Consider the following 11,938-nt stretch of genomic DNA (forward strand, 5'->3'; position numbering starts at 1 on the left):
AATTCGGAATGTTTATTCCATTTTGCCTTTTACAGGTTTTGACTGCTGCCGCTTACGCCGCCGCTCGGCGATTGCAACCGGCAGTGCCATGGTGAGCGCCATGGAGGCCGAAAGCGAGCGGAAGCCGGCGAAATCGGCTTCCGCCACCTCGAACCAGTGCGTGGCGCAGGCGGCAAGCGGCGAGAAGGCCGAATCGGTGATCGCGATGACGGGGACGCCGCGGTCGGCAAGCTCCTGGCTCTGGTTGAGGCTGTCGGCCGCATAAGGCGAAAAGCTCGCCGCGATCGCCGCATCCTTCGGTGTTGCGAACTGCACCATCTCAGGGTCAACGCCGTTCGGCGAGGCGACGATCTGATGGCGGATGTTGAGCTTGGAAAAAGCGTAGGTCATGTGCGCCGTCAATGGGTAGGAGCGCCGTTTGGCGATCAGATAGATCGTCTCGGCGTTAGCAAGGATATTCACGGCTTTGGTGAAGGTATCGCTCTGCACCGTCGCCGCCAGCCGATTGACCGATTGGTTTGCCGCGGCGATGAAGCCGGAAAGCAGATTGGCGTCCTCATCGTCACCGTTCGATTGCTCCAGCGTGACGAGGCGCTCTTCGTAGCTCAGCGTCCGGTCCCGCAATCTTTCGCGAAAGATGCTCTGCAGGTCGGAAAAGCCTCCATAACCCAGATGATGCGCCAGGCGCACCAGCGTCGAGGGCTGGACGTCGGAGGCGGCCGCGATGCTCGCCGTCGTGCCGAAGGCGATCTCATCGGGATTGCCGAGCGCGAAGGCGGCGACCTGCGCCAGCCGCTTCGGCATGTTCGCCTTGCGCTCGATGATGGTGCTGCGCAGGCTTTCGAAATCGCGCGGCACACGCGCGTGCCTTTGGGGATCGTTATCCATGCTTGCGGCTCACGAGATGAAACAAATATTCCATATTGTCGAACATAGACGATTTCAAACGACACGGCTAATTGTTTTTAATCCTCTGTAATTGAAGGCTTTTAGGCGATCTGCTCGGGAGGGGCGCAGAAATGCCTGCGAGCAGGTCCCTTGTCAAAATGATCCAAATATTCCAAAAATCCGCGCACAGCTCTGGAGGAGACGGAAATGAAGCCACTTGGCATCGGTTTGATCGGCACCGGTTATATGGGCAAGTGCCATGCGCTGGCGTGGAATGCGGTAAAGACGGTGTTCGGCGATGTCGAGCGTCCGCGTCTTGTGCATCTGGCCGAAGCCAATGCCGAGCTTGCTGAGACTCGTGCCGGTGAATTCGGTTTCGAGAAGGCAACGGCCGACTGGCGGGCGCTGATCGCCGACCCCGGGGTCGACGTCGTCTCCGTCACCACGCCCAATCAGTTCCACGCCGAGATGGCGATTGCTGCCCTTGAGGCCGGCAAGCATGTCTGGTGCGAAAAGCCGATGGCGCCGGCCTATGCCGATGCCGAGCGCATGCTGGAAACGGCGAAGCGATCCGGCAAGGTTGCCGCCCTTGGCTATAATTACATTCAGAATCCCGTCATGCGGCATATCAGGACGCTGATTGGCGAGGGCGCCATCGGCACGGTCAATCATATCCGCGTCGAGATGGACGAGGATTTCATGGCCGATCCCGACGTCTTCTTCTATTGGAAGAGCGAGCTTTCCGCCGGCTACGGCGCGCTCGACGATTTCGCCGTGCACCCGTTGTCGCTGCTCTGGTATCTCTTCGGCCATGTCGAGGCCGTCATAACGGATATGGTGAGGCCCTATGCCGATCGCCCGCTGAGCGAGGGTGGTCGCCGTGCCGTGGAAAACCACGATGGCGCCAACGTGCTGATGCGGCTTGGCGGCGGCATCTCCGCCGTGCTGATGGCGAATCGCGCCGCCTGGGGTCGTAAGGGCCGCATCGCCCTGCAGATTTTCGGGTCGAAAGGCTCGATCGTCTACGATCAGGAGCGCATGAACGAATTCGAACTCTATCAGGCCGAGGGTCGCGGCTCCGAACAGGGTTTCCGCAAGATACTGGCGGCCCCCGCCCATCGGCCTTATGATCGGTTTATCCCGGCACCAGGCCACGGCCTCGGCTTCAACGATCTGAAGATCATCGAGTGCCGCGAGCTGATCCGGGCAATTTCAGGCGAGCCGTCGTCGATCGTGACATTCGAAGACGGTCTCAGGATAGAGAAGTCGGTGCATGCCATGGCACAGTCTTTCCACGAGCGCCGCTGGATCGAGATCGGCTGAATGTAAGAGGCCGCTTTCCGTTGACGGCGCACGGGCTACTGCATAATCCCTGAAATCGGGCTAGATTTCAGGGATTATGCAGAAACTCAAAATGCGACAGCGTCTTTTGCGCGTCTGAAAGACGTGCGGCGCTGTAGGGGATAGGCCTTGGCGTGGTTGTCGGGCGCAGCTTCAGGAGTGAGATCGTGACGGATAGACTGGTGATCATCGGCGCGGGACAGGCCGGTTTCGCATTGGCGGCCAAGCTGCGTGCGTTGAAGGATACGCGCCCAATCACCCTCATCGGCGCGGAAGACGTCGCTCCTTATCAGCGCCCGCCGCTTTCAAAGAAATACCTGCTCGGCGAAATGGCCTTCGACCGCCTGCTGTTCCGCGCCGAGCACTGGTATGCGGACAATGATGTCGACCTTCGCCTTTCGACCTGGGCCGAGCAGATCAAGCCGGACAGCAAGCAGGTTCTGCTGCAGGACGGCTCCGTTCTTGATTACGGCACGCTGGCGCTGGCCACCGGCTCGACGCCGCGCCGGCTACCGGCCGCAATCGGCGGCGATCTCGAAGGCGTCTATGTCGCCCGCGACAAGCGCGATGCCGATCTGCTTGCTGACGAGATGCGTCCCGGTCGCCGCGTCCTCATCATTGGCGGCGGTTATATTGGTCTCGAGGCGGCTGCCGTTGCCCGCCATCGCGGCCTGGAAGTCACCGTCATCGAGATGGCCGACCGCATCCTGCAGCGCGTGGCGGCGAAGGAGACCGCCGACATCATGCGCAGGATTCACGAGACCCATGACGTGGTGATCCGCGAGAAGACAGGGCTCAAGCATCTGGTCGGCAAGGATGGCCGCGTCACCGGTGCCGCACTTTCCGACGGATCGGTCATCGACATCGATTTCGCCGTCGTCGGCATCGGCGTCGCGCCGAACGACCAACTCGCCAAGGAAGCCGGCCTCGAGGTCGCCAACGGCATTGTGGTCGACGAATTCGCGCGCACCTCCGATCCGGCGATCTTTGCGGCCGGTGATTGCGCCGCACTTCCCTGGCAGGGCGGTCGCATCAGGCTCGAATCGGTGCAGAACGCCGTCGACCAGGCCGAAGCAGCGGCAGCCGTCATCGCCGGCGGCAGCGAGCCTTATACGCCGAAGCCGTGGTTCTGGTCCGACCAGTATGATGTCAAGCTGCAGATCGCCGGCTTCAATCTCGGTTATGACGAGACGCTGCTGCGCCCCGGCACCCGCGAAGGCGCCCATTCGGTCTGGTACTTCAGGGAAGGCCAGCTGATCGCCGTCGATGCGATCAACGACGCGAAAGCCTATGTGACCGGCAAAAAACTGCTGGAATCCGGGACCAATCCCGACAAATCGATTCTCGCCGACCCTTCTGCTGACCTCAAGAGCCTGCTCGGCTGAGCTCGGCTTCTTCACCGACGAGAACGAAGCGCGATCAAATTCCGCGGATCGCGGCAGGAAATGTGGACTGTTTGCGTAACTGGCCGAAATGCCAGCCGCTGCATTTCTTCTGGTGAAAACTCAAAAAACCCTTGCATTCACAGAGCGGTCGCCATAGTTAGGCCCCACCGGAGAGGTGGCCGAGTGGTCGAAGGCGCTCCCCTGCTAAGGGAGTATACGTCAAAAGCGTATCGTGGGTTCGAATCCCATCTTCTCCGCCATTCCGATTTCCTGAGTGTGCGTCGATCGTTAGTTTCCGGCAGGGAATCACGTTCGCTTAGTCGGCTAGGCCGGCGACGAAAAATCTCTCTGCCTTGAGCGAGAGAATCGCCTGCGGGAATCACCTCCCGCGCTCAAGCCACCGGCAGGTGGCGAAAGTGGATCGGTGCACGTCCGGTTACGCTTTCGGCAATCCTGAATCCCCGCAAGAGCCGCATTTTGTCAAAAAAGTGTCACGGATGTGTCGCAGGGCGCATGTCCAATTCTTTGTTGGCTGGACCTAAGCCTCCGCAAAATCAGGGTTTTCTTAACAAAGCATAAAGGAAATCGAGGTCGGCTGCCCGACTTGTGTCCTTTCAGCAACAGAATGTCGGGAAGGCTCCCTCAAATCCCCCATCCGAGTAAGTTGGTGATTGCGTGACGGCTTCCGTCTTGTATTTTCAACCTCGGAAGCAAGGGCGACTGATCGTCCACTTCTTGAAACACGGGGATGGGGCAGGGAACGCTGCTCAGCGAAAGATCCCAAACCCGATCGAAACTTTGAATTGGAGGTCATTTATGAACATCAAGAGCCTTCTTCTCGGCTCCGCTGCTGCTCTCGCAGTAGTTTCCGGTGCTCAGGCTGCTGACGCTATCGTTGCTGCCGAACCGGAACCGGTTGAATATGTTCGCGTCTGCGACGCTTACGGCACCGGCTACTTCTACATCCCGGGCACCGAAACCTGCCTCAAGATCAACGGTTACATCCGTTTCCAGGTTAACGTTGGCGAAGACGTCGGCGGCGATTCGGATTGGGATGCTGTCACCCGCGGTCAGGTTCAGTTCACGGCCAAGAGCGACACCGAATATGGTCCGCTGACCGGCGTCATCGTCATGCAGTTCAATGCTGACAACGCCACGGTTCAGGCGTCCAAGCTCGACTCCGCTTACCTCGACATCGCCGGCTTCCGCGCCGGTCTGTTCTACAGCTGGTGGGACGATGGCCTCTCCGGCGAAACCGACGACATCGGCTCGGTCGTAACGCTCCACAACTCGATCCGCTATCAGTATGAAACCAGCGATTTCTACGCTGGCATCAGCGTCGATGAACTGGAAGACGGCGTTTATCAGGGTGACGTGGATCCCGTCACCGGCCTCCTTGTTCCGAACGATGGTCCGAACAATGTCGGCGTTGCCGTTGGTCTCGGTGGCAAGGCTGGTGCCTTCAGCTACCAGATCACTGCCGGCTGGGACGTCGACAACGAAGACGGCGCTGTCCGTGCAATGGGTACGGTTGACATCGGTCCCGGTACGCTCGGCCTCGCTGCTGTGTACTCTTCCGGCCCGAACTCCTACTACTCGACGGCTGAATGGGCAGTTGCTGCCGAATACGCCATCAAGGCAACCGACAAGCTGAAAATCACCCCGGGTGTTCAGTACTACGCCAACTATATCGGCGGTGCCAGCGCGTTTGAAACCGTTCCTAGCGATTACGACGGTGCCGGTGATGCATGGAAGGTCGGTCTGACCGTTGATTACCAGATCGTCGACAACTTCTACGCCAAGGCTTCGGTTCAGTACCTCGATCCGGAAGATGCTGACGACTCCACGACGGGTTACTTCCGCCTTCAGCGTTCGTTCTAATCTGATCTGACTTCGGTCAATCAGGAAAGCCCGGCTCTCGAGCCGGGCTTTTTTATTGCTCGGTTGTGGTGGCTACCTACTTCAAAGCTTGTCCCGAAAAAATGCGTCACGTTTTTGCGATAGCGGCACGCCTAAAAAGCGAAGAACTAAAGAGCAGGATAAAGATCCAGACGCGCATAAGATCAGCGACAACTGGTGAGGAAAGCCCGAATTGCCGCAGGGATATTGCAAAGATGGAGAAGGGGTGCATGTCCTTGTCCTCCGGCGGCATGAAGGGTCATTCCCGAATGCCGCCGCGCCATTTCGCCGGCGCTTTCCTGTGAAAGCAGCGACGTATTTTCGCCGCGGATCAGCATGAGTGGCAGCCGGCTCAGGCTTTCGAATTGCCCCCAGAGATCAGGCAGCGGCTGGCTGAAATCGATCGATTTCAGTGCCTCCGCGATCGCCGGGTCGAAATCGGCGATCGGCCTTCCGCTGATATCGCGATAAAGGGCAAGCGCCATCTCGCGCCAGTCTTCCTCTGCAAGCGCGGTAAACGACGCGCCATGATTTTCCTTCAATAGATCGACTGCCTCGTTCCAGTCCGCTGGCTTCCTGCCGCTGTTGAGGTAATCGCGGATCCGTGCCAGCCCCTCAGCCTCGAGCACAGGTCCGATATCGTTGAGGATGACGGCTTCGAGAAGATCCGGCCGCGTCGCCGCGATCAGATGCAGGATCAGCCCGCCCCGCGACGTGCCGATGAAAATCGCCCGTTCGATGCCGAACGCCGTGCAGGCGGCAATGACGTCACCGGCCTCGATGGCGAGATTGTAGTTCGCCTTGTTGTCATCCCATGCCGAGTTCCCCCGTCCGCGCGAATCGAGCGCAATCACCCTGCGCGGCACTGTCGTGTCCCGGGAGAGAAGCAGCGCAAGTGGATGAAAATCCCGCGTATTGCGGGTCAGGCCGGGCAGGCAGATGACCGGCAGCCGTCCCGCGGTTGCTGCCTGGTTGGGTGGGTAGTCGCGGGCATAAAGCCTCAGCCCATCGGACGAAGTGTAAAATCGTTCCTGGAAACCGCCTGCATCTGTATCCGGCATCGCATCCCTCGAGACCTGTTTGATCCCGAAGATGTAGCTTGCTTTTCAAGCCGCGCCAAACGGCTTCAGGAGGCGCTGCGTCCGCCGATCAGGTCACGCTCGATATCGGTCGGCTGGCCGAGACGGGCTTTATAAACTTCGTAATTCTCCATCACCCGCTGCACATAGTTGCGCGTTTCGGGGAAGGGGATGCGCTCGATCCAGTCGACGATCTCGTCGATCGGCCTGCCGCGCGGATCGCCGTAGCGACCGATCCATTCCGGCACCCGCTTCGGCCCGGCATTATAGGCAATGAAGGTGAGGATATAGGAGCCGCCGAAGGCGTCGATCTGCTCGCCGAGATAATGCGCACCGAGTGTCGCGTTATAGCCGGCATCGGCCGTCAGCTTGTCCTTGGAAAAGGCGATGTTATTGCGCTTGGCCACCGCCTGGGCCGTGCCCGGCAGAAGCTGCAGCAGGCCGCGCGCATTCGCAGCCGATACGGCGGCGGGGTTGAAGGCGCTTTCCTGCCGGGCGATGGCATAGGCGAGTGCCTTGCCGGAGCCTGATATATTGGCGTTCGCCGGGATCACGCCGATCGGAAAGGCAAGCGCTGCGACATCGATGCCGCGCCCATAGGCGATCTTGCCGATTTGCAGCGACAGATGATGATCGCCGGATTGCTCGGCCTGTGCCGCAAGGACAGCCAATTCACCGGGGCTTTGCAGTTGATCGGCGAGCGCGAGATAGAGAATGGCGGCCCGCCACCCATGGCCGGCGGCCTCCAGCCGGGCGATCGCCTGCACGGCTTCGCGTGCCTGGAAGCGTTGCCGGTCGGCCGTGCTCGGTGCGGGATAGGTGACATTAAGCGTCTTTCGCCCCAGCCTTTCGGCTGCGAGCTGGCCATAGAAGGTGCCGGGAAAATTCGCGGCCTTCGCATAGAATTCGCTGGATTTGCCTGGGCCGCCAGCTTCGGCTGCGCGTCCCAGCCAATACCAGGCGCGCGAGACCGAGATCGGCCCGTTTGATGTCTCGAGGATCTTGCGGAAGTGTTTTTCCGCCGTTGTCGGGTCCTGCAGGCCGCGAAGCGCGTACCATCCGGCGTGGAATTCAGCCTCGACGACATCCGTCGGGCTCGTCGCGGCGTAGTTTGCGACGATGCGATAGGCCGGCTTGAATTGTCCCTGGTCGACGAGACCACGGCTGACGATACGTTGCTCGTTCCACCATTCGCCGGAATTGACGAGTTCGCTACGCTCGGGCGGCATCTGCTCCAGAAGTGCTGCCGCCTCGGCATATTTGTCCTGCTTGCGCAGATATTCGATCCGCGCAAACAACAGGCCGGCATCGGCCCGCCACTTCGCATCGACGGCATTGAGCAAGGCGCTGGCATTGCCGACTTTGGCGTCGACCGCAGCCCAGGCCTTGTAGAGCGACTGGGCTTGGCCCATGTCGCCGAAACGCTTGGCCTGCGCCACCCGGCCGCGATACATCAGATAGTCCATCCGCGCCTTATGGTCGGCGGGCGTCAGCAGCGCGGAAAACTCGACGAGGATCTTGTCCTCGGTCGCCTTGTCGAGAGCCTCTCCTCGCCAGACTTTGCGGATATATTTTGCCGCCTGCGCCTGCTTGCCTGATGCAACCAGCGCCCGGCCGAGGATGACGGCGCCCTGCATCGTCTCAGGCGCGGTATCGCCGAAGGCGGCAAGTATGGCGGAAGGGCCGGGATTTTCGTCATAGAGAGCGCGCTCGGAATAAGCGCGCAGCCGCGAAAGACCCGGCCAGCCCTTGAGCTCCTGCGTGGCGCTCGCGATTTCATAGGAGGGAACGCCCTTCAATCCGGAAACGGCAATCGCCCAGGTGAGGATATGCCGGTCGAGCGTAGCGTCGCGCATGCTGTCGCGGATCGAAAGCGCCAGCTGCGGGTCCTTGTCGGAAAGCGCATCGAGGCCGGCTTTCAGGTCGGCGTTGACAGGCGCGATTGCCGGGTTGCGCGGAATGGCGCCCGTTGTCATCGATTCCGGTATGGCTGTCTCGGGAATGAAGCCGAGCGGCTTGACATCAGGCATGGGGGTGCTCTCGCCGGGAAGCGGCGACGCAACGCTGCCCCACGCGGCGGCAACAAAGCCGAAGGCGGACAGAATCAGGACAGCTTTCTTCATCCGGGATCTCGCAACGAAAACACGCCCTGCCATTAGGCTAGAGGCATCTTAACGAAACCTTACCGTACCAGGTAAAATTCATTCACATCTGCTATCGGAATTTGCCCTAAACCGAACTCTACGCGCTTGTCGCGATGATTTCGGCGCTCTATGGTGCGCAACTCTTATTCATGGAATGCGGCCGAAGCAAGGATTTGGTCGTGAGGAGCTTTGCATGTTCAATGGGTCCATTCCCGCCCTCGTCACCCCCTTCACCGATGCCGGACTGATCGACGAAGATAGCTTCGCCGCGCATGTCGACTGGCAGATCAAGGAAGGCAGCGCCGGTCTCGTCCCGGTCGGCACGACGGGCGAATCCCCGACGCTGTCGCATGCCGAACACAAACGGGTGGTGGAACTCTGCATCGAAGTTGCCGCAAAGCGCGTTCCCGTCATGGCCGGCGCCGGCTCGAACAATACGCGGGAGGCGATCGAGCTCGCCCAGCATGCCGAAAAGGTCGGTGCGAACGCCGTTCTGGTCGTCACTCCCTATTACAACAAGCCGACGCAGAAGGGTTTGATCGCGCATTTTTCGGCCATCGCCGAGGCCGTCGATCTGCCGATCTATATCTATAATATCCCCGGCCGCTCGGTGGTCGACATGACGCCGGAAACGATGGGTGCGCTCGCCAAGGCGCACAAGAATATTGTTGGCGTCAAGGATGCGACGGGCAAGATCGAGCGCGTCTCCGAACAGCGCATCACCTGCGGCACGGATTTCAGGCAGCTGTCCGGCGAGGATGCGACGGCGCTCGGCTTCAACGCCCATGGCGGTGTCGGCTGTATTTCGGTAACCGCCAATGTCGCCCCGCGCCTCTGCGCCGACTTCCAGGCGGCAACGCTGGCAGGCGACTATGCCCGCGCGCTGGAATTTCAGGATCGGCTGATGCCGCTGCACAAGGCGATCTTCCTTGAGCCGGGTCTTTGCGGCGCCAAATACGGGCTCTCCAAGCTTGGCCGGATGAGCCGCAACGTCCGCTCGCCGCTGCTTTCGACGCTGGAGCCGGCAACGGAATCGGCGATCGACGCCGCCATGCGCCATGCAGGCCTGTTGAACTGACGAGACCGGCCTTCTTCACAAGACGGGGTCTCTCCCTTACATAAAGGGCAAGAAATGAGGGCGCGGCTTTTCACGCCCAAAAAAGAAATTGGAATGTCGTCATGGCCCCCAAAGGCAGCCAGCGCGTGGTGAACAAGGTCGTGGCCGAAAACCGCAAGGCCCGCTTCAACTACGAGATCATCGATACCTACGAGGCCGGCCTCGTGCTGATGGGCACGGAGGTCAAGGCGCTGCGCGAAGGCAAGGCCAATATCGCCGAATCCTACGCCTCGGATGAGGGCGGCGAGATCTGGCTGATCAATTCCTACTTGCCGGAATATCTGCAAGCCAACCGCTTCAATCACGAACCGCGCCGACGCCGCAAGCTGCTGCTGTCGGGCCGTGAAATCCATCGCCTGCGCTCTGCCATCAACCGCGAAGGCATGACGCTGATCCCGCTGAAGATCTATTTCAACGACCGCGGTCGGGCGAAGATGGAACTGGCGCTGGCCAAGGGTAAGAAATTGCACGACAAGCGCGAGTCGGAGAAGGAACGCGATTGGAATCGGCAGAAGAGCCGCCTGCTGAAGGATAGAGGCTGACCACGACGCCGTGGCTACCAGTGCAATCCGGCCCTTAGCGCTCGACTTCGAGACGCCCGACGAGATCAGTCTTCGAAATCGCTGGCCGGGGCGACTTCGGCCGGGCGTGGCGCCCGCTCCGAGGGATCGCGACCGATTTCAGCCTTCAGAGACAAGAGATCGATGAAATGATCGGCTTGACGGCGCAGGTCGTCGGCAATCATCGGCGGCTGGGTTGCCATGGTTGAGATCACCGAGACCTTGCGGCCTCTGCGCTGCAACGCCTCGACCAGGTTCGTGAAGTCGCCGTCGCCCGAGAAGATGACGAGATGATCGACCGTTTCGGACTGTTCCATCGCGTCGATCGCAAGCTCGATGTCCATGTTGCCCTTGATCTTTCGGCGACCCATGGAATCTGTGAATTCCTTGGCGGGCTTGGTGACGACTTTGTAGCCGTTGTAATCGAGCCAGTCGATCAGAGGCCGGATCGATGAATACTCCTGATCCTCGATCAGAGCGGTATAATAATATGCGCGCAGCAGGTATCCGCGTTTCTGAAATGCTTTCAAGAGCTTGCGGTAATCTATGTCAAATCCCAGGCTCTTGGATGCAGCGTAGAGGTTGGCGCCGTCAATGAAGAGTGCAATTTTTTCGCGTGGGTCAAACATCGCTTACCAATCCAATGAGAGCAATCGAAATTCGCAGGTGCCAAACTTCAATAAAAACAATAGCTTGTGTTTCGATTTCGATTTGATCCTTACTTTATGAATTATTCATATATGAAAGATTTAGGGCACGATTCGACATATTCCAAGCAACCTTCGGTGGAATTATGACATTCTCCATGGAAATCTAGCTCAGCCGCGGATAAAGACGAGGGGAGCCGGAATGAAAAACTTGTATTTGCCCGGTTTTAATTGTATCGGGCGTGCTAATCCCGAAATGACGACCGTAAAGGACAGGCAATGGCCCGTGTCACAGTTGAAGATTGCATCGACAAGGTGGAGAACCGCTTCGAGCTGGTTCTGCTCGCCAGCCACCGCGCCCGGCTGATTTCCCAGGGTGCCTCGATCACCATCGATCGTGACAATGACAAGAATCCCGTTGTGGCCCTGCGCGAAATCGCCGACGAGACGCTTTCGCCCGACGACCTCAAGGAAGATCTGATCCATTCGCTGCAGAAGCATGTCGAAGTCGACGAGCCCGAGCCCGATCCGGCAAGCATGATCGCCGCTGGCAGTGTCGCCGCGGCCGACAGCGAAGAGCAGGACGACCTGCCGGAGACGATCACTTTCGACCAGATGTCGGAAGAAGAGCTGCTTGCCGGCATCGAAGGCCTCGTGCCGCCGGAAAAGAGCGACGACTACTAAGCGCGTCGGCCGGATCCCCGGTCGCATCGCTTGGGCATGATCCTCCCGGTCGCATTGATGCGATCCGGAAAAATGCTTCATGCGATGCAAAAGAGCGACGATTACCAATCGTCAATCTTGCACCTTTATTGCTTAGGCATATTATTGCCCATGTGTGCGCCAATCGTTGATTGGCGCGCTTTTATTTTTATCGG

10 protein-coding genes and 1 tRNA gene are annotated in these 11,938 nt (G+C 59.5%); 7 read left to right on the forward strand and 4 right to left on the reverse strand.

The annotated features are described in order from the left end of the window. Nucleotides 1-12 precede the first annotated feature (12 nt). Entirely contained in the window at nt 13-888 is an 876-nt protein-coding gene (locus tag ELH03_RS05780) for a MurR/RpiR family transcriptional regulator (protein WP_018071033.1), read from the reverse strand. A 207-nt stretch (nt 889-1,095) separates the two neighbouring features. Here ELH03_RS05780 and ELH03_RS05785 point away from each other — a divergent pair, with 207 nt between their 5' ends. The 4 genes from ELH03_RS05785 (at nt 1,096) to ELH03_RS05800 (ending at nt 5,495) form a co-directional block, all read left to right on the forward strand. Next, a complete protein-coding gene (locus ELH03_RS05785) occupies nt 1,096-2,211 on the forward strand; it encodes a Gfo/Idh/MocA family protein (RefSeq protein ID WP_130766157.1) in 1,116 nt (371 codons plus the stop codon). Between the two features lie 185 nt (nt 2,212-2,396). Continuing rightward, nucleotides 2,397-3,614, forward strand: coding sequence for an NAD(P)/FAD-dependent oxidoreductase (locus ELH03_RS05790; protein ID WP_130766158.1), 1,218 nt, complete (start codon nt 2,397-2,399; stop codon nt 3,612-3,614). Between the two features lie 169 nt (nt 3,615-3,783). Beyond that, nucleotides 3,784-3,874, forward strand: a tRNA-Ser gene (locus ELH03_RS05795). Nucleotides 3,875-4,430: 556 nt separating this feature from the next. Continuing rightward, the gene (locus tag ELH03_RS05800) at nt 4,431-5,495 is read left to right on the forward strand and encodes a porin (RefSeq protein ID WP_128405671.1); all 1,065 of its coding nucleotides are present in this window, start codon (nt 4,431-4,433) and stop codon (nt 5,493-5,495) included. A gap of 182 nt (nt 5,496-5,677) precedes the next feature. Here ELH03_RS05800 and ELH03_RS05805 read toward each other — a convergent pair whose 3' ends face one another. Both ELH03_RS05805 and ELH03_RS05810 read right to left on the reverse strand, forming a co-directional pair. Next, on the reverse strand, nt 5,678-6,574 hold the full coding sequence (locus ELH03_RS05805; RefSeq protein WP_128401209.1) for an alpha/beta fold hydrolase: 897 nt from the start codon (nt 6,572-6,574) through the stop codon (nt 5,678-5,680). A gap of 65 nt (nt 6,575-6,639) precedes the next feature. After that, nucleotides 6,640-8,715 carry a lytic transglycosylase domain-containing protein gene (locus ELH03_RS05810; RefSeq protein ID WP_128401210.1) on the reverse strand — a complete coding sequence of 692 codons (2,076 nt, stop codon included), beginning with the start codon at nt 8,713-8,715 and terminating at the stop codon, nt 6,640-6,642. Between the two features lie 214 nt (nt 8,716-8,929). On the opposite strand from ELH03_RS05810, the gene dapA reads away from it, so the two are divergent. Both dapA and smpB read left to right on the forward strand, forming a co-directional pair. Continuing rightward, a complete protein-coding gene (gene dapA, locus ELH03_RS05815) occupies nt 8,930-9,814 on the forward strand; it encodes a 4-hydroxy-tetrahydrodipicolinate synthase (protein WP_018241393.1) in 885 nt (294 codons plus the stop codon). 101 nt (nt 9,815-9,915) lie between these two features. Continuing rightward, nucleotides 9,916-10,395, forward strand: coding sequence for an SsrA-binding protein SmpB (gene smpB / locus ELH03_RS05820; protein ID WP_018241394.1), 480 nt, complete (start codon nt 9,916-9,918; stop codon nt 10,393-10,395). A 65-nt stretch (nt 10,396-10,460) separates the two neighbouring features. On the opposite strand, the gene ELH03_RS05825 is transcribed toward smpB, so the two are convergent. After that, the gene (locus ELH03_RS05825) at nt 10,461-11,042 is read right to left on the reverse strand and encodes a LabA-like NYN domain-containing protein (protein WP_003546927.1); all 582 of its coding nucleotides are present in this window, start codon (nt 11,040-11,042) and stop codon (nt 10,461-10,463) included. A gap of 297 nt (nt 11,043-11,339) precedes the next feature. Here ELH03_RS05825 and rpoZ point away from each other — a divergent pair, with 297 nt between their 5' ends. Beyond that, nucleotides 11,340-11,744, forward strand: a complete 405-nt coding sequence (gene rpoZ, locus ELH03_RS05830) for a DNA-directed RNA polymerase subunit omega (protein ID WP_018241396.1) — start codon at nt 11,340-11,342, stop codon at nt 11,742-11,744. The last annotated feature ends 194 nt before the right edge of the window (nt 11,745-11,938 follow it).

The organism is Rhizobium beringeri, assembly GCF_004306515.1.
Lineage (GTDB): Bacteria > Pseudomonadota > Alphaproteobacteria > Rhizobiales > Rhizobiaceae > Rhizobium > Rhizobium beringeri.

Bases quoted from the DNA above. Each gene is read 5' to 3' on its own strand.
- dapA (WP_018241393.1), top strand. From the start codon at position 8,930: ATGTTCAATGGGTCCATTCCCGCCCTCGTCACCCCCTTCACCGATGCC.
- ELH03_RS05800 (WP_128405671.1), top strand. From the start codon at position 4,431: ATGAACATCAAGAGCCTTCTTCTCGGCTCCGCTGCTGCTCTCGCAGTA.
- rpoZ (WP_018241396.1), top strand. From the start codon at position 11,340: ATGGCCCGTGTCACAGTTGAAGATTGCATCGACAAGGTGGAGAACCGC.
- ELH03_RS05780 (WP_018071033.1), bottom strand. From the start codon at position 888: ATGGATAACGATCCCCAAAGGCACGCGCGTGTGCCGCGCGATTTCGAA.
- ELH03_RS05805 (WP_128401209.1), bottom strand. From the start codon at position 6,574: ATGCCGGATACAGATGCAGGCGGTTTCCAGGAACGATTTTACACTTCG.
- ELH03_RS05810 (WP_128401210.1), bottom strand. From the start codon at position 8,715: ATGAAGAAAGCTGTCCTGATTCTGTCCGCCTTCGGCTTTGTTGCCGCC.
- smpB (WP_018241394.1), top strand. From the start codon at position 9,916: ATGGCCCCCAAAGGCAGCCAGCGCGTGGTGAACAAGGTCGTGGCCGAA.
- ELH03_RS05785 (WP_130766157.1), top strand. From the start codon at position 1,096: ATGAAGCCACTTGGCATCGGTTTGATCGGCACCGGTTATATGGGCAAG.
- ELH03_RS05825 (WP_003546927.1), bottom strand. From the start codon at position 11,042: ATGTTTGACCCACGCGAAAAAATTGCACTCTTCATTGACGGCGCCAAC.